This is a genomic window from Paenibacillus sp. NPDC056579 (genome assembly GCF_042793215.1).
In the GTDB taxonomy this organism is placed as follows: Bacteria; Bacillota; Bacilli; order Paenibacillales; family NBRC-103111; genus Paenibacillus_S.
Map to the genome: position 1 here is coordinate 116,313 of NZ_JBHTVD010000015.1, position 16,294 is coordinate 132,606.

Here is a 16,294-nt window from a genome sequence, read left to right on the forward strand (position 1 = left end):
TTTTTATTGGCCAACTAGTGCTATTTGTCCAAGCCTTCATAATAGGTATTAATGTAGGAGGTTTCATATACTTGTTAAAGGAGGAATTTGTGAGCATGATGAATAATCCTTACAACAATCTGGGGCCGCAGCAGTATCGCGCATATCCCGGAACCGGCTTCCAAGGCGGTGTACCTGGCTACGGTCCTGGTATGACAGGGCAGCCCGGAGGTCAAACGGGAGCTGGCGGATCGTACATACCCGGAGGTCCTGCCGGTGCACCTCCACCAGGTGCTCCCGGAAGCATGCCTATGCTGCCCATCGAGCAGTCTTACGTCGAGAATATTTTAAGGCTGAATCTGGGAAAAATCGGAACGTTCTACATGACTTATGAAAACAACAGCCAATGGAACGCCAAAGTTTTTAAGGGGAGAATCGAGGCTGCAGGACGCGACCATATTATCATCAGCGATCCGAAAACAGGCATGCGCTACCTGCTTCTGATGGTGAACCTCGACTATGTAACCTTTGACGAAGAGCTGAATTACAGTTATCCGTTTGCTCCGACGCCAACGCCTCGCTAAGAGGAGTTTGATGCTCCGAGTAGATTGAAGCCATGCGCAAATGATGCAACAGCTCAAGTTGTGGCAGAACGAGGATGAGGCGTCCAGTAGGTTGAGGTAAGCAAGGATGGGCAGCAACTGCGTAGGTTGATACAAGATCGCAAGTGCGTTGTTCCTCCACCGTTCCACATTTTCATGCAGCTCATCTAGGAAGACCACTTACGGCTAGCGGAACGCAAAAGGTACAGCTTCATCGGACAGGAGATCCGTTATTTGCCAAAAATAACGCGAAAACGCATGGTTATCGGACACAGGATCCGCTATGGGCTGTTTTTCTCACCCAATCTCTTCGGATTGGGCCCTAATAACGGAACGACGGTCCGATAGCCTTCCGTTTATGGCCGCTTTTTCAATAATAACGGAACCATTGTCCGCAGCCCCCTCATCTTTCGCGCCGCACAACGTCACTACATCTTGATGTAGTGGCGTTTTTTTCATACCGGAGAGGTGGTATCTTCATTCGATACAATAAAATGACAAGCATTTCTTCTTTCCTTCGACTACAGCGCGCTGAAGCGCTATTCGTTTTCGGCCAGCCCAGAGCAATCCGTACCACAAAAGAAAACCCCCGATCTCGCCATAATAGCGACATTGGAGGTCTTATCAAACTGCTTCAAGCATTAATTACCCTGCAGCGCTCGAATAGCGTCTTAGACCGAACGACCAGACGCAATAGGTCAATGACATAACGACAACGGCCGCCGCCGGTACGCCCCAAACCGCCCATGGGTATTGCTCCGGACGAAGCAGGAATGCCGCTGGGAAGAAGCTTCCGACAGCATACGGAATCACGTAGGTCAACAATCCGCGTAGGAGCGGATGAAATATTTCCAGCGGATACCGGGTGAAATCGTACAGCCAGGTGATCGGATAGATGAGCGACCTCACCTCCTGCACCCAGAACGTCAGAACGCTGATCGTCAGCAGGATGGCGAACTGAATGATCGCGCTGCTGAACAAAGCGATGATGACATACGCCACCGTTCCTACCGTCCACTGCATCTCCAGATGTCCGGCTGCATACCCCATGACGATGACACCGGTCACGAGCTGCCCTACTCCGTTCAATTCTTGTGAGTTTCCAATTGCTTGGAACAACACGCCTACCGGACGAATCATCATAATATCCAGCTGTCCCCGGCGAATGTACCCCGTTAACGAGAAAGGCGCATTAAGCAGCGTTTGATTCAATGCCTTCCCTGTCGCAGCCAAACCGAAGATAAAGACAAGCTCGTAAAAGCTCCAATCGGCCAAAGAAGGAATCCGCTGAAAAATAACCGTCAGAAAAACAAGCGTGCTGCCTTGAGCTACAATCCCGGCGATCACGGCGATAATCGTATCCGCCCGGTATTCCAGAAGCGTTTTTCCGTACACTTTCAAATATTGACCGTACAAGCCGATTAAGTACAGCAGCTGTTGAGCCATATTTCGTTTCGGTACCTGCATGCCCTCACCCTCCGTTGATCGACAGCCGCTTGGCTGCTTTCATCCACAGCAATCGGCTAATAATAATCATGACCGCAGCCCAGCCGAGCTGCTCCAGCAGAGCGGTCAGCATATGTATCCCGGACAGCCGCCCCGTATAAATGGAGAGCGGAATATACGCCATTGATTGGAACGGCAACAATTCCAGCACCCGGCGCAGCGCCTCCGGAAAAAACTCGAACGGGATCAGCGTTCCCGCGAAGATGTCTACGATCGCTCGTTTGGCCAATTGAACCCCAAACGTATTCGTCGTCATGAAGGAAATCATCATGATGATCGAATTGATGCTGAAGGCGACCAGAAAGCCGATGCACAGGCTGACGGCGAAGCCTATTACGGCAGCCGCATCCGGCGGAGGGGAAATGCCCAGAATGAAAATGAGCAGAAGCATCGCAGGAATGTTCACCCAAAGCATTTCCACAATGAAGAACCCGGCGGCCTCCAAGAAGCGCTGAACTTGAAAATCGACCGGACGGATCAGATCAAGCGCAATATCCCCCGTCCTTACCCTCTGAGCCATAGCGTAAGTAGGCGCCCGCTCTGCCGGCGACCAGCGCGCAAAGTTAATGGCTTGCCCGACCATGACATATGTAATCAGCTGCTCCCAAGGGAGCGCCGTATCGGTCGAGTACATATAAATGGCTTTCCACAGCATGTAGTACATGACGCTGAACATGAGCGTGGAAATCAAGGTCATAATAAAATCGAACCGGAACTGCATCCGCTGACGGACGGCGATCCGCGACATTCCGATCATTCGCTGCACGGCGTGGATCATCGTACCGCTCCTCCTGACGCGGCAACCGCCGCTTCTTTCCTCGCATATGTATACGTATCCCTATCCGTATCGTCGATGCCTTCCCGGTAAATACGGCTGATCAGCGCGTCGATGCTCTCATCCTGCATTGACAGGTCGCGCGGGTTCGCCCGCTGCAGAAGCAGCCGCAGCAGCTCCGACGTATCGGTCAAATGCTGGTCGTAGGTGACGCGCAGCACCTGCTCCTCCGCATGAACGGCGATCTCCTTAATCCCGTCCAATACGGCAGCCGCCGCCAACGCAGCATCCGAATCGGAGAATACAGCGCGGATCTGCCGCTCCGTTGCGAAACGATCGCGTATGTATTGAAGGTTGCCGTCGTAGATCAGGCGGCCTTTGTCAATAATCATCGTCCGATGGCACAGTCTCTCGATGTCATGCATATCGTGGGTTGTCAGCAGCAGCGTAACGCCCTTCTCGCGGTTAATGCTTTCGATAAAGGCACGGATACGTTCCTTGGCTACCACATCGAGTCCTATCGTAGGCTCGTCTAGGAACAAAATATCCGGCTCGTGCAGCAGAGCAGCCAATATTTCGCAGCGCATTCGCTGCCCGAGGGACAGCGTTCTTACCGGACGCTCCAAGAGATGCCCGACTTCGAGAATGTCGGAATACTCCTTCAGGTTGCGATGATAGCGCTCCCAAGAAATGCTGTACATATACCGCAGCAAATCGAAGGAGTCTTTGACCGGCAAATCGAACAGAAGCTGGCTGCGCTGTCCGAAGACAACTCCAATCTGGTAGCTGTTCAGCTTGCGGTTTTTGCTCGGAACGACTCCCGCCACCTTGATCTCCCCGCTGCTCGGCTCCAGTACACCGGTCAGCATCTTGATGGTGGTCGACTTGCCCGCGCCGTTAGGACCCAAATAAGCGACGCTTTCCCCTTTCTCAATGGTAAAGCTGATATCGTCCACTCCGACAACCTCCCGCTTCTCCGGCCGTACCAGGCTGGTGAGCGCGCCGAGCTTCCCTTTGCGCCGAACGTTCATTTCAAACACTTTTCGGATATGATTCACTTCAATAAGCGACAAACCGTTTCTCCCCCTAAATGTTTTAAAACGTATTATAGCAAAATATACCAATTTGTGGTATAAAAATTCTCGTTTCTCCAAAATTCAACAACTTACTCCGTTGATAATCGTCTAAAGGTAATTCGTACAATGCAAAAAAGCAGGAGCAACGGCCTCAACCGTCATTCCTGCTCTTCATTAAATTTGCTTACTTGCAAAAGCGCGCCAGCTCGCGCACATCCTCAATACGCGTCAAGCCGGTTGCTTTGTCGATGATCGAGGTATAAATGTGCGGAATGATATAATCCGCTCCATTGTCAACGCACACTTCAATGACTTTACCGATCGTATGGATATCGATGCCGCCCGTAGGCTCGAAAATTTTGATCTTATGCTTCACGGCCGCTTTGACCATAGCCGCTACTTCGTCCAAATGATCCGTGCCGCCGATAGGATAAAACTTGACGGAATGGACTCCGATTTCCGCCAGCATGGCAGCGGCTGCGTCGCAGGATACCGTTTCCTTCAACGGCTCGCTCGTCGGTCCGGTTGTAATGATAACCTTGCCCGGCGTCCCGCTCGGCGTAATCAGCGCATTCACGATGGAATGCTCGCTGCCCACATGCTGAAGCGCGCCGAGCGTATAGCCCGCAGCCGGGAATACTTGGTTCACGTGAGCCGGCTTGGTTTGCACGGCGACATCAACGACCTTTTTCCACATGGCAGGGTCACCCGCTCCCAAACCGACGGATACCGGCACATCCGCTTGCTGGAATTCCCGAACGGCTTCTACGGCAGCCTCCACCGTAGGGAAATTTTTCACCAGAAGTCCAACGTAGACATTCCCTTCGGCAGCGTCGACGATTTGCTTCGCGTTGTCCGCATTTTTAGCCAAAACGTTCAATTTAATAATAGGATTACTCACCGTATGTCCTCTCCTTTACCTTCCCTGATGTCTATAGCACGTTAAACCGTAACGATCTCTTATCTCTTACTTGGCCAATATTTCCTTGACCCGAGCGACGATAATCTCTTCCTGACCTTCCAACAATGGTCTTGGATCGATGTTGATCAGGCCCAGATTGGCATAATGATTGCGTGTGTAAATCGCCGGGTTCCCCGACTCCAGCTCGCGGATCACATCGTAGGCCGTCTTGCCCGCAGCTTTGGCGTCGATAGCGAGCTGTGCCCGGTAAATCGCGCGGCCCGCCTCATCCTGCAATATCGTTCCGGTCACGCCCGGCGTACCTTTGAGCTGTTCGATGAGCCATTTCATCCGCTCCAGCTGCTGCTGGGATTCGTCTGGCCTATCATCGTAGCGCTGCAAAGCCGTCAGGAAGCCGATGATGCCTTCCTTGCCGATTTTCATCGGCCGGCCGACGCCTTTATACTGCGCCCGGCAAGCCTCAATCAACGACGCCCGTCCGCAGATCATACCTGATGTCGGGCCTTCGATCGCTTTGCCGCCGCTGTAAATAACGAGATCGGCTCCCATGGCGATATACTTGCGCAAATCTTCCTCGGCCGCCGCATCGATGATGAGCGGAATACCCTTCTCCTTGGCGATGGCGAGCATCGTCTCGATCGACTGCATTCCTTTTTGCACGGCATGGTGCGATTTCACATAAAAGAGCGCAGCGGTACGTTCCGTCACCGCGTCGGCGATATGCTCTTTCTCCACGTGATTCGCCTGGCCGACTTCAACAACCTTTGCTCCGCCAATGGAAAGCATTTGGATGATCGGAGCCCCGAAATGAACGGAATGGCCCTTCTGAATAATGATTTCGTTCGGAACTCCATTCGTATTCGGAATGCTCTCGATTAACGACAAGTTCGTTCCGGCGATAACGGCCGCCGCCGCGATAGCGGTTCCCGCCGCCGCGCCGGTCGTAGGACATCCGTCCTCGGCTCCTGTCACCGACGCGATTACTTTGCCTGCGGCGACTAACAATTCAGAAACGTCCACATAGTCCATTGCAGCAGTACGCAGTGCATCGGCAACAACGGGAGCGACAGCGCTTGCTCCGAGAGCGGTCATTTTGCCGCTCGCGTTGATGACTTTTTTGCAGCCGTATTGTTCGAATATACTCATGGCTTTCTCCTTGTAGTTCCTTTTATTTTGTAATAATCGGGAAAAATGCCCCCAAAATCATCGCACCGATAATAGCTCCGCCTGCGATCGGCTTTTTGTAATAGTAGAACACCGCCGCACCTATGGTCGCTCCGATGCCTACAGGAATGGACGCCATTACTGCGGAGATGACGATGAGCGGACCCAGGTACCGTCCGGCCGCATTGCCCGCGCCCATCATAACGTCGGCGCCGAAGGTCGAGTTGGAAGCGTTGATCGTATATTTGCGGATCATAATGATAACGAAGCCGACCAGGAAGCCGAGCACCGCTCCGGTCAGCAAAGCCAACGGGAACGACGTAAGCGGAGCGGTAATTCCCGCACCCAGCATCAAGGCCGGAACTCCTATGCCAAGGCCGGTTTGCAGCGAGCCGCCGATATCGAGGATACCGACCAGCGGCCCTTCCAAAATACGGGCGAACAGGAAGCTCGCGCCGAACGCCGCAGCGGCTCCGAAGCTTCCGCCTTTAATGCCCGCTTCGAGCAGCGCAACGATAGCAATATCGTTAAAAGCCCCGACATGGTACACGTAGTACAAATGCGTTCCCGCAAAAATCCCTGAAGACAGACAAGCTACGAACAGCGTAAACGCCCATTCGGAATACCAAAAGCCTTTTTTCAATTGTTCCGTGTTTTCCATCTTACTTCACCACCGATCCGAAAAATGCGTGAAGATCAATAAGCCATTGAGGAATGACCTGTACATTCAAGCTGTGCAGCAAAGCAACGTCAAAGCCGCGGAAGAAGCCGCTGAAAATGTATAAGAGTACAACGGCTACAACAAGAGTTTTCGTAATCCGGTTCCAGCCGCTGTCATCAACACCTTTGCCGATAAGAATACCGAGCACGAGACCCGGAACGGCGTTACCCATAACGAGGTGGGCAAGTCCCCCCAAAGCCGTAGCCCATACGCCCGTTCTTTTGCCCGCATCCATCGCCGCCGTCCAGAAAACGATCGGCATGATCGGATTGATCAGCCAGTTGGCCGCGGGAACAAGCACCTTCGTAGCGATCGCCTGCAAGGACGCCGGAATCGCCGCGGCGGTGGAGTTCAGCACGGCTACGACGACAGCACCGATCAGCGCGCCGGCGATCGCCATCTTTTTCGGGTCGTGCAGCGTCTCCTCGACGTTTTTGTTCTTACTCATCAAAGCTGCCGCCGCCCAATGCGGGATAATCCGGTGGTCGACGTCCTGAGTCAAGCCGCCGGCCCCTACGACCGATGCCCATGCATTGAACAAGAAGCCGAGACCGAATGAAAAATGCGCTACCGGGTCGCCTTCGCAGGCATTCAGCTCTCCGAACGTCCGGAAAGCCCCCATTCCCTGAACGCTGGGCGCGTGGAACATCCGCGCCGCACCCGCTCCTACGCCAAAACCAACCAGGATGCCAATGATGATGGATTCGAATACAATCGTAAGTGTATTCATATGGTACCTCCCTACTAGATTCCTTGTTATAAGGTTTAAAAAGTCGTCTTTTGATCACGAAGCAGGTCGGGAGGCTCAATCGACATCGAATCTTGCGTTCACCTTCGAAGGAGTAACGCTTACGGTGCTAGCTTTCCTCCGGAAAGCTCTCAGGTGCTCATGTAGGTTTCGCCTACACTCCGCTCCTCCTTCTTCAGGTTCTCGCAACCTTCTCGGTGCTGAAAAACCAACTTTTTAAACAAACTATTTCCGCTTAACGCATCTTCAAGACGCGCTGCAAAGGAGGCAGCTGCTCGGATTTTTGCTCGAACGGGACCTCGGAGAGGATCACCGCACGGATTTTGACATCCACCCGTATCGTAATGTCGTAACGGGTTCTCGTCCGCGGGAACAATAGCCCGAGAAACCGTTCCCTGTAGGTCGACTCCGTGGCGGACAGCACCTCGACATTTTGTGGCTCGATTTGCAGCAAAATATCCGGTATTTCCTTCGCGATGTTCTTCTTCATTTGCGTCAGCGCTTGCTGAAAGGCCATGGCCTTCGTCTCTGCCGAACCGCTTACGACAATCGAACGTTCCGTTACTTGAAACATTGACGTCACCCCTGATTTTTTTTGATGTACGCTTCCGTCAGCTTTCTTCCCAATTCTTCGATATCCATAAAGCCGAAGCCGATCACCTTCTTGCCTTCACGGATGGCGGTGACTCCCGCATCCACCGAACGAAGCCCGAACTCCATCGGATACTTATACTTCGTATTGGCCGTTACCGCTCCCGCGCCTCCGCTGCCGCAGAACGAGATGCCGAAGTCCGCGTTTTCCTTGTTCATGACATCGCCGACCTTCATGTCCGCGCCTACGCCCGGAATGACGATTGCGATACCGCCAGCGGCCTCAACGCCTTTCGCAACATTTTGCCCTTTGCCCAAACGATCGCCGATAACAACTTTTACTTTATTTTCCATATAAAATTACTCCTCTTCGTTAAATTTGGCTGCTTCAAAATGTACCGTCAAATAAAAAATTTCCGCCGCATCGAGCTTGCGCTCAGCTCCTGCTTCATAGCTGCTAAGCACCCGCTTGCTTAATTCGACCAGCTCCGGGGTGACTTCTTCAAACATGCTTTCCTCCAGCTCCGGCAAATATTCGTTATTGCGGACTCGGCGCATATAAGCCAGCAGATGGATGCCGATAATGAGAAGCTTATCGTGAGTCAAGGTCAATCCCGCTTCTTCCGCGCTTGCTTTCGTGAAGGTCAGCAGCGGGCGCAGCTGCTCGAGCTCGGCTGTCGTTACCGTTGTTTTGTCAGGAATTTCATTCAGTATCGTTTCAATTATTTGCATGTGTAGATCTCTCCGGATTTCATGGTGTATTGCGCTTGAATCAGCTTGTCGAACGTAAGGCGGGCATTCTCCGAATCCACCAGCTCTACGTTCTGCTCTGCGATCTTAAGAATCGTGATGTCGGCGACGGTTCCTTCCTTCAATGTTCCGAGCTCGTCAGACCTGCGCAGAATGCGTGCCGGCGCGAGAGTAGTCCACTCGACGATTTGCTCTATCGAATACCCTAGCGCCAAAAACTTCGTCATCGTCGTGGTCAGGCTGTACACCGGCCCCCTCAGCAGGTTTTCCAAATACAAATCCGTGCTGATCGAATAAGGCGTTATCCTTAATTCGCGTGCCTTCTTCATCGTATCGAAGCTGAAGCTGGAGCTGCCGTGCCCTACGTCGAACCGGACGCCGCGAGCCAGCGCCTTGCGCGCCTGCGGGATTAGCTGCCCGTCCTCGCCTATCATGCCGCCGCGTTTGCCGTGAAACGCATGGGTGACGACATCGCCGTCGTCCAGCAAATCGAGCACCTCGCCCAGGCTCGGCGGCGCATTGCCGATATGAACCATGACAGGGAGACCGGCCCGCCGAGCGACGGATTTGGCTACAGCCAGCGGATAAATGCCGTTGTCCTTGACGACCGAGCCGCTCATCCGCGCCTTGATTCCTACGATCAGCTCCGGGTAGCGCTCGATACAGGCCAACGTTCGATCCGCCACGAGGTTATCCGTATTCGCGAGCTCCGATCTGCCTTCTACGAGGCCGGGACCCGCAATGTTCAACCATGCAAGCACTTGCGTCGCATTGGTTTTCACACTGTTCTCCACGAAGGCGTCGAAATTGCGCTCTCCCGCACTTCCTGCATCGACTACGGTCGTGACTCCCTGATCTATGCCGACACTATCGGGACGCACTCCCATCTCCGGCACCGCTTCGAATATATGAGCGTGAATATCGATCAGCCCCGGAGTGACCAGACAGCCTTCTGCATCCAGCATCCGGCGGGCTTCACCGGTGAACGTACCCGGCTCGAACACCCCTACGATACGCTCTCCGGCTATGGCGACATCGCGCTTGCCTGACGTACCGGTCGAAGGATCGATGACCGTACCGCTTTCAATCAATACATCTATCAGCATGTTTCCACTCCCTTATCTGCAGGCTCGAAGTATCTGAGGATCGCATGAATCTCACCCTCTGTAGCGCTTACATTTTTACTTTTCAGCACTTGCTCCAGCTCCTCCTTCAAGGCTAATGCCGACCCTTCCAATGCAGGCGTTTCTCCATACTGCTTATAGGCCTTATTAAAATGGAGGCGATTGACCATAAACAGCAGGTGCAGCATCAGGCCTTCCGCCCGTTCCTCCGACAAATACGGTTTGAATCGGGTAACGATGTCCCTGCTCAGCTCGAAGCCGGTGTAAATAATGTCTTGAACCATGCTTTCCAGCTGCCCGGTATCCGGAGAGAGCATTCCTGAACGGCCTATGTCTGCACGTTCTCTTGACGCGGAGCGTACCTTCTTGCCGGCTAACTCATTCAGCTGTTTCTGGATAGCCTGAAAATCGTGCTTGCCCGGGATCGGGCTTACAACGACCACCGGCACATCGGCTTTAACAGGCAAAATGCTGACGACAAGATCCACTTGGATGTTGTCCAGCACCTTTTCCACGTCCATAACCGAGCAGGAGGCTACGAACTGAATATGCTTAATTTCATTTTCAATGATCGTCATTAGCAGCTTCGATGTGCCTCGACCCGTACCGCAAACGATCAGCGCCTTCCACTTATACTGATCAGCCCTGCGTTCGTAGGCGGTTTGAAAGTGAAGCACGATAAAAGCGATATCCGGGTCTGTCAGATGAACGCCTTGGCGGCCTAATACATCGCCGCATGCAGCCTTTACATAATCGAACATAGTCCGGTAGGAGTGGACAATTTCTTTCAGCAGCGGGTTCGGCTCCGCCACGCCGATACTGTATTTCATTAATTTATCCGACATGTGGGCAAGAAGATTGTTGAACAGCTCCGGATCCTTCTGAAACGGAAACTGCATTTGCCGAGCCACATGCTCGATCAGCTCCTGCGTAACCGTATAGACGTCAGGCATGCCCTCCCCGTTCGTCTCCTGCTCGTTCGGGAACGGCGAAGCCATTCCTATCGCCTGCAGACTGATGAACCAGATGTCGTCGTCAGAGAGCCGCCATTCCTCCCGCTCCGACAGTTCGATCAAGACCTTGCGGAACAAATGGTACATGTTCAAGCTGTTCTCGGAAAAAAACTCCCTGGATTCGGCGAAGTCCTCTGCATGTCCCCCGGGCTGACGGTGTCTCTGGATCACGATGCACAGCCGGACAAAGACGCCGATAATGACCCGGTCGGAGAGCAGAACTCCGACATCCTTTTCGATGTCTCTTACGATTCGGGATAACGCGCCGAACAGCGAATCCAGGTCCTTGACCGGACCCAGCAGCCGCTCCAGCACCTTGCTGAAATGCAGGGCCGGCTTTTGCCGCTGCACGACGCCTTGGACGATTTGCAGCATATCGTTGCCGTCCAGCATGTCATGTATGACATTCTCAAGCACCGAGCGGCGCTGCTTTTCCGTGCCGACGATGCGGATGCCGAACCGGCTGCGCTCCAGGCGGAGCTGCCAATCGGCGAAGAACGCCTCGGCCAGCGCCAAATCCGAGAGGATCGTATTCCGGCTCACATCGTTCTTCTTTCCCCATTCACCGATCGTTATATGAGAATCGCTAAGCAGCAAATCGAGCACCATGCGGCGGACTCGCTCCTGCTGATTGGCCCAGTTGTGATTGCCGGAGTCCTCCACCTGCTCCAACAGCGACTTTCGCTCCGCTTCGTCGCATTCGATCCAAATCCCTTTGCTCGGATTGGAACGCATGAAGACATTCTGCTCCTGCAGCCAAACGCGAATCGTCTCCAGATCATATTTGATCGTTCTCTCGCTTACATCGAATTGGTGCGCCAGCTCCTTGACTCTATGCGGCATCCGGGAGAGCAGCATTTTCTTAAGCAGCATGCGTGAACGTGTTGAGAGTGCTATCGGAATCACCTCGTTTGCCTGCGATTCGATTGTGATTGTGCTGTCTAAGCCCGCAAATCGGCAATAGCCTTCACTTGCTCTTCGACATAGCTTTTGATGTCTTCCGCCGAGGCCAGCTGAAGCACGTGCTCTGCCAGCTGCTCCATGTCGGCGCGATTCAGCTTATGAAGCAGCGCGCGTGCCGGAAGCACCGAGCTTGCGCTCATGCTGAACTCGTCGAGCCCCATGCCGAGCAATATCGGCACGGCCGTCAGGTTGCCGGCCATTTCCCCGCACATGCCGACCCACTTGCCTTCGCGGTGTGCAGCTTGAATGACCTGATAAATCAAGCGCAGCACGGCAGGCTGGAACGGCTCGGCCAAATAGGACAACCGTTCGTTCATCCGGTCCGCCGCCATCACATACTGCACCAGGTCGTTGGTCCCGATGCTGAAAAAGTCGACTTCCTTCGCCAGCTGATCGGCGATGAGGGCCGCTCCGGGAACCTCGATCATGATGCCGACTTCCATCTCCCGGTTGTACGGAATGCCTTCCCGGTCGAGCTCGGCCTTGACCTCCGCCAGCAGCCCGTTCGCTTGGCGCAGCTCGTTAAGCGTGGCAATCATCGGATACATGAGCTTAATATTGCCAAAGGCACTTGCTTTTACTATGGCGCGAAGCTGCGTCTTGAACAGCTCCGTTTCCTCCAGGCAAAGCCGGATCGCACGGACGCCGAGGAACGGATTCGCTTCCTTCGGCAGCTCCAAATAAGGAAGCTCCTTGTCGCCGCCGACATCGAGAGTCCTGATGACGACAGGCTGATCTTTGCCGAATACTTCGGCCACCACTTTGTACGACTGGAACTGTTCTTCCTCCGACGGAAAGCTGTTTCTTCCCATGTACAGAAACTCCGTCCGGTACAAGCCGACTCCCTCGGCGCCTAGCTCTTTGGCTGAGTGGGCATCCTTCGGATTGCCGATATTGGCGACTAGCTCCACCGAATGCCCGTCGGCCGTGACCGTCGGCTGATTCATGTAGCGCATCAGCGCAGCACGGCGGCTTTCGAACTTCGCCTGCTTCGCTTTGTATTCTTCGATGACGGACGGCTCGGGATTCACATAGACGATGCCTTGTGCCCCGTCTAAAATAATGTAATCGCCCGCTTGGACTTGAGTCATCGCGCCGCCCATCCCGACTACGGCAGGTATCCCCATCGATCGGGCCATGATCGCCGAGTGGGACGTCTTGCCTCCGATGGCCGTAACGAAGCCCGCCGTCTTGCTGCGGTCGAGCTGTGCGGTATCGGAAGGCGTCAAATCATGGGCGAACAGCACGACCGGCTCCGAAATCGCGGATAACGGATCGCCGTCTTCGCCTCTCAGCAGCCGCATGACACGATTCGTCACATCGCGGATATCCGCCGCCCGCTCGCGCAAATGCTCGTCCTCCATGCTCTCGAATATCGAGATGATCATTTGTGAAGCCGCTTCCAGCGCCGCTTCCGCATTGATACGCTCGGATAGAACGGATTGTACGGCTGCGCCCGTAAATTCCTCGTCCTCGAGCAGCAAAATTTGCGATTCGAAAATTTTGGCCTGCTCTTCCCCTACATTGTTCCGCGTCTGAACGATGAGCGCTTCCAGCTGACGGATGGCGAGCTGAACATGCTCTTGAAGCCGAGATGCTTCAGCTTGCACTCGATCCTCGGCAACATTATATTTTTCAACCGTCCCGGAACGTTCCTGAAGCATAAACGCCGGCCCCATCGCAAATCCGGATGCAGCAGCAATCCCTTGTAACCGCATGGCGCCAACCACCTCCTCTATCCCGTCTTTCGACATCTATTCCAGAACCGATTCGAGCATCGCTCCGAGCTCATCCAGTGCTTCCTGCTCCCGCTCGCCCTTCGTCTCCACCGTTACTTTATCTCCACAGCGCATCTCGAGCGCCAATACGCCTACGATGCTTTTGGCGTTAACCCGTTTATCGTTTTTGATAATGCTTATTTCACATGGAAACGACTTGGCTTTCTTCATGACGTCTCCGGCCGGTCGGGAATGGATTCCTAACGGATTCGCAATCGTAAATTCCTTCTGCATGTTCTGCCTCCGAATATAGAAATCTGTTAACTACAACCTGGATCATTCAACACATTAACAATAACTTAACAAGCTGACCCTGCAAAGATTCAACATCTTGCACTATGGTACGGGGCACATATTGGACATCCGCCTACCCATAAATCACCTTGTATCATTCCATTTCTTAGGGCAAAGTATCCGTCTTCCATAAGCCCATGTTAATTAAATACAAAAAAAGGTTAACTTTAACCATCTTAATTGCAGGAAAAACCAACTAAAATAAGAGTTACTGAAAACGCTAACAAAAAAGAGGGTCACTCAGAAAAAGAGAGAACCGTACCTGAATGAAAAGGAGTCTAACGAGAATGAAAAAACAATGGAGTGCATCATTATTAACCTTGACGCTGGTAGCCGGAATTGGTGCCGGCTGCGGCAAGGAAGAGGCGGCGCCGCCTCCGGAAGGCAAGCCCCAAGCTCAAAGCAAAATCGGCACCAATCCGATTACTCTGAGCGTATTTACCGAAGTGCCGATGCTGGCGGAGGACTTTGACAATTTGATCGCCAAACCGGTGAAGGCCAAGTATCCGAATGTTACCTTGGAGCGAAGCGAGAAAGCCAAAGGCAACGAAATCACCGACCGGATTGCCGCCGGAGCGATCCCCGATATTTTGCTGACCGGCTTTTACTATATCCCTAACTTGACGGATGTAGGCATTCCTCTCGAGATCGACGACCGGATCAAGCAAAACGGAGTCGATTTATCCAAATTTGAACCGGTGGCGCTGGATGCCCTCAAAGGGTTCCGCGACGGCAAGCTCGTAGCGCTGCCTTTTTACATGGGAACGACAGCCTTGTTCTATAACAAAGATATTTTCGACCGTTTCGGCGTGCCTTATCCCAAAGACGGCATGACCTGGACGGAGATCGTCGAGCTGGCCCGCAAAGTAACGCGCAACGACGGCGGCGTGACTTATCAGGGCTTGAATCCGGGAAGCTGGGATACGCTGGGAAGCCAGCTGTCACTGCCGAAGATCGATCCGAAGACGAACAAAGCTCTGGTCAACAGCGAGGGCTACGGCAAGGTGCTGCAGCTTCTGAAGGATATTAACTCGATACCGGATATCGGCAAGCTGAAAGGGATGGACGGATTTACGAAGGACCAGACGCTGGCGATGTATTCCTTCTGGTGGACCGATACGGTCTCCAAGCTGGAGGAGGCGCACAAAGCGGGGACGCCGCTGAATTGGGATCTTGTAACCACTCCGTCTTTCCCGGATAAGCCGGGCGTTGGAGCCAAAGTCGATGCTCACATTCTTATGGTCTCGTCCCAAAGCCAGCACAAGGACGAAGCGTTCGAAATCATTCAATATTTGACCACATCCCGTGATGTGCAAGTAGAAGTAGCCAAGACCGGAAGAATCCCGGTTCAGACGGATAAGGAAATCCGGAAGCATCTCGGCGAAAACTACCAAAGCTTGAAAAACAAAAACATCGATGCGATTTTCAAAAATAAAATGGCTCCGCTGCCGCCATTCCATGTTCTTGACAGCAGCGCCGTAGGCAAGCCGATGGGCGACGCGGTCACAGCCGTAACACAGAACAGCGTGGATATTAACACGGCATTACGCACGGCGGAAGAAGCCGTCAACAAAAATATCGAGCAGCAATTGAAGAAGTAACGCTCAAGCAAGGAAAGAAAACAGTGAAAAAAGCCTTCAACGTCGATGACGCTGGAGGCTTTTTGTCGTATTCTAATTAGGTGTTGTTCCTTTTCAAGGTGATCCGCGCTACACGCCGCCCCATATTCGCTCCACGACCCAATACAAGCCGATAACCAATATGCACGCGGACGTGGCGCGGAAAAACCACGTGTACACCCCTGTTTGCTTGCGCAAACGGGACAGTATAGGCAGCAGAACCGCAACGATTCCCAGCTGGCCTAGCTCAATACCGACATTGAAGGATACAAGCGAGGTGACCAAATAGCCGGTATGAAAGCCGATTTCGCTGATCGAGCTCGCGAAACCCAGCCCGTGGATCAAGCCGAACAGAAACGTCAGCACCCAGCGCCAGCGGAACGACCGGACGAAGAAATTTTCGACCGCAACATAGCAAATCGTCAAAGCAATTCCTGCTTCTATCCATTTCGGATAGACCGGGATCAGGCCCAATGCCGCAAGGCATAAGGTGATGCTGTGAGCGATGGTGAAGGCGGTAACGATTTTTAAAATGACGGCGAACCGTTCGGAGACGATGATCAGCGCCAATAGAAACAACAAATGATCATATCCGGTCAAAATATGCTCCAGCCCCAGGTTAATATACATGAAAATCACGGTCATCATATCCATGCGGATCTATTTCCC

At 53.2% G+C, this 16,294-nt stretch carries 17 protein-coding genes; 2 read left to right on the plus strand and 15 right to left on the minus strand.

Annotation, left to right across the window (positions count from 1 at the left end):
• The first annotated feature begins 95 nt into the window (after positions 1 to 95).
• A complete protein-coding gene (gene gerQ / locus ACFQ88_RS35500) occupies positions 96 to 563 on the plus strand; it encodes a spore coat protein GerQ (RefSeq protein WP_379462115.1) in 468 nt (155 codons plus the stop codon).
• Between the two features lie 663 nt (positions 564 to 1,226).
• Here the strand turns inward: gerQ and ACFQ88_RS35505 are convergent.
• The 14 genes from ACFQ88_RS35505 to ACFQ88_RS35570 form a co-directional block, all read right to left on the minus strand.
• On the minus strand, positions 1,227 to 2,048 hold the full coding sequence (locus ACFQ88_RS35505; protein WP_379462117.1) for an ABC transporter permease: 822 nt from the start codon (positions 2,046 to 2,048) through the stop codon (positions 1,227 to 1,229).
• 4 nt (positions 2,049 to 2,052) lie between these two features.
• Positions 2,053 to 2,865, minus strand: coding sequence for an ABC transporter permease (locus ACFQ88_RS35510; protein WP_379462119.1), 813 nt, complete (start codon positions 2,863 to 2,865; stop codon positions 2,053 to 2,055).
• Positions 2,862 to 3,935 carry an ABC transporter ATP-binding protein gene (locus ACFQ88_RS35515; RefSeq protein ID WP_379462121.1) on the minus strand — a complete coding sequence of 358 codons (1,074 nt, stop codon included), beginning with the start codon at positions 3,933 to 3,935 and terminating at the stop codon, positions 2,862 to 2,864. The genes ACFQ88_RS35510 and ACFQ88_RS35515 overlap by 4 nt, the downstream gene beginning before the upstream one ends.
• Before the next feature lie 187 nt (positions 3,936 to 4,122).
• Positions 4,123 to 4,839, minus strand: coding sequence for a KDGP aldolase (locus ACFQ88_RS35520; protein ID WP_379462123.1), 717 nt, complete (start codon positions 4,837 to 4,839; stop codon positions 4,123 to 4,125).
• A 66-nt stretch (positions 4,840 to 4,905) separates the two neighbouring features.
• Entirely contained in the window at positions 4,906 to 6,006 is a 1,101-nt protein-coding gene (locus tag ACFQ88_RS35525) for a DgaE family pyridoxal phosphate-dependent ammonia lyase (RefSeq protein WP_379462125.1), read from the minus strand.
• A gap of 22 nt (positions 6,007 to 6,028) precedes the next feature.
• Positions 6,029 to 6,685, minus strand: coding sequence for a DUF4310 family protein (locus ACFQ88_RS35530; protein ID WP_239628475.1), 657 nt, complete (start codon positions 6,683 to 6,685; stop codon positions 6,029 to 6,031).
• A 1-nt stretch (position 6,686) separates the two neighbouring features.
• A complete protein-coding gene (locus tag ACFQ88_RS35535) occupies positions 6,687 to 7,475 on the minus strand; it encodes a DUF4311 domain-containing protein (RefSeq protein ID WP_379462128.1) in 789 nt (262 codons plus the stop codon).
• Positions 7,476 to 7,728: 253 nt separating this feature from the next.
• Positions 7,729 to 8,067, minus strand: a complete 339-nt coding sequence (locus ACFQ88_RS35540) for a DUF4312 family protein (protein WP_239628481.1) — start codon at positions 8,065 to 8,067, stop codon at positions 7,729 to 7,731.
• Between the two features lie 5 nt (positions 8,068 to 8,072).
• The gene (locus ACFQ88_RS35545) at positions 8,073 to 8,438 is read right to left on the minus strand and encodes a glycine-rich SFCGS family protein (RefSeq protein ID WP_239628483.1); all 366 of its coding nucleotides are present in this window, start codon (positions 8,436 to 8,438) and stop codon (positions 8,073 to 8,075) included.
• Between the two features lie 6 nt (positions 8,439 to 8,444).
• The gene (locus ACFQ88_RS35550) at positions 8,445 to 8,816 is read right to left on the minus strand and encodes a PRD domain-containing protein (protein ID WP_239628486.1); all 372 of its coding nucleotides are present in this window, start codon (positions 8,814 to 8,816) and stop codon (positions 8,445 to 8,447) included.
• Positions 8,807 to 9,940, minus strand: coding sequence for an amidohydrolase/deacetylase family metallohydrolase (locus tag ACFQ88_RS35555; protein WP_379462132.1), 1,134 nt, complete (start codon positions 9,938 to 9,940; stop codon positions 8,807 to 8,809). The genes ACFQ88_RS35550 and ACFQ88_RS35555 overlap by 10 nt, the downstream gene beginning before the upstream one ends.
• Complete coding sequence (locus ACFQ88_RS35560; protein ID WP_379462134.1) at positions 9,934 to 11,877, minus strand: BglG family transcription antiterminator; 1,944 nt, start codon at positions 11,875 to 11,877, stop codon at positions 9,934 to 9,936. Before ACFQ88_RS35560 ends, ACFQ88_RS35555 begins: the two co-directional genes overlap by 7 nt.
• 35 nt (positions 11,878 to 11,912) lie before the next feature.
• Positions 11,913 to 13,652: a phosphoenolpyruvate--protein phosphotransferase gene (gene ptsP / locus ACFQ88_RS35565; RefSeq protein WP_239628493.1), complete on the minus strand. Its 1,740-nt coding sequence runs from the start codon at positions 13,650 to 13,652 to the stop codon at positions 11,913 to 11,915.
• Between the two features lie 36 nt (positions 13,653 to 13,688).
• Positions 13,689 to 13,946: an HPr family phosphocarrier protein gene (locus ACFQ88_RS35570; RefSeq protein ID WP_239628495.1), complete on the minus strand. Its 258-nt coding sequence runs from the start codon at positions 13,944 to 13,946 to the stop codon at positions 13,689 to 13,691.
• A gap of 347 nt (positions 13,947 to 14,293) precedes the next feature.
• Here ACFQ88_RS35570 and ACFQ88_RS35575 point away from each other — a divergent pair, with 347 nt between their 5' ends.
• A complete protein-coding gene (locus ACFQ88_RS35575; RefSeq protein ID WP_239628497.1) occupies positions 14,294 to 15,607 on the plus strand; it encodes an ABC transporter substrate-binding protein in 1,314 nt (437 codons plus the stop codon).
• A 108-nt stretch (positions 15,608 to 15,715) separates the two neighbouring features.
• On the opposite strand, the gene ACFQ88_RS35580 is transcribed toward ACFQ88_RS35575, so the two are convergent.
• Entirely contained in the window at positions 15,716 to 16,279 is a 564-nt protein-coding gene (locus ACFQ88_RS35580; RefSeq protein WP_239628498.1) for a HupE/UreJ family protein, read from the minus strand.
• Positions 16,280 to 16,294: the final 15 nt, after the last annotated feature.

Bases quoted from the DNA above. Each gene is read 5' to 3' on its own strand.
- gerQ (WP_379462115.1), top strand. From the start codon at position 96: ATGATGAATAATCCTTACAACAATCTGGGGCCGCAGCAGTATCGCGCA.
- ACFQ88_RS35505 (WP_379462117.1), bottom strand. From the start codon at position 2,048: ATGCAGGTACCGAAACGAAATATGGCTCAACAGCTGCTGTACTTAATC.
- ACFQ88_RS35510 (WP_379462119.1), bottom strand. From the start codon at position 2,865: ATGATCCACGCCGTGCAGCGAATGATCGGAATGTCGCGGATCGCCGTC.
- ACFQ88_RS35525 (WP_379462125.1), bottom strand. From the start codon at position 6,006: ATGAGTATATTCGAACAATACGGCTGCAAAAAAGTCATCAACGCGAGC.
- ACFQ88_RS35530 (WP_239628475.1), bottom strand. From the start codon at position 6,685: ATGGAAAACACGGAACAATTGAAAAAAGGCTTTTGGTATTCCGAATGG.
- ACFQ88_RS35535 (WP_379462128.1), bottom strand. From the start codon at position 7,475: ATGAATACACTTACGATTGTATTCGAATCCATCATCATTGGCATCCTG.
- ACFQ88_RS35540 (WP_239628481.1), bottom strand. From the start codon at position 8,067: ATGTTTCAAGTAACGGAACGTTCGATTGTCGTAAGCGGTTCGGCAGAG.
- ACFQ88_RS35545 (WP_239628483.1), bottom strand. From the start codon at position 8,438: ATGGAAAATAAAGTAAAAGTTGTTATCGGCGATCGTTTGGGCAAAGGG.
- ACFQ88_RS35550 (WP_239628486.1), bottom strand. From the start codon at position 8,816: ATGCAAATAATTGAAACGATACTGAATGAAATTCCTGACAAAACAACG.
- ACFQ88_RS35555 (WP_379462132.1), bottom strand. From the start codon at position 9,940: ATGCTGATAGATGTATTGATTGAAAGCGGTACGGTCATCGATCCTTCG.
- ptsP (WP_239628493.1), bottom strand. From the start codon at position 13,652: ATGCGGTTACAAGGGATTGCTGCTGCATCCGGATTTGCGATGGGGCCG.
- ACFQ88_RS35570 (WP_239628495.1), bottom strand. From the start codon at position 13,946: ATGCAGAAGGAATTTACGATTGCGAATCCGTTAGGAATCCATTCCCGA.
- ACFQ88_RS35575 (WP_239628497.1), top strand. From the start codon at position 14,294: ATGAAAAAACAATGGAGTGCATCATTATTAACCTTGACGCTGGTAGCC.
- ACFQ88_RS35580 (WP_239628498.1), bottom strand. From the start codon at position 16,279: ATGGATATGATGACCGTGATTTTCATGTATATTAACCTGGGGCTGGAG.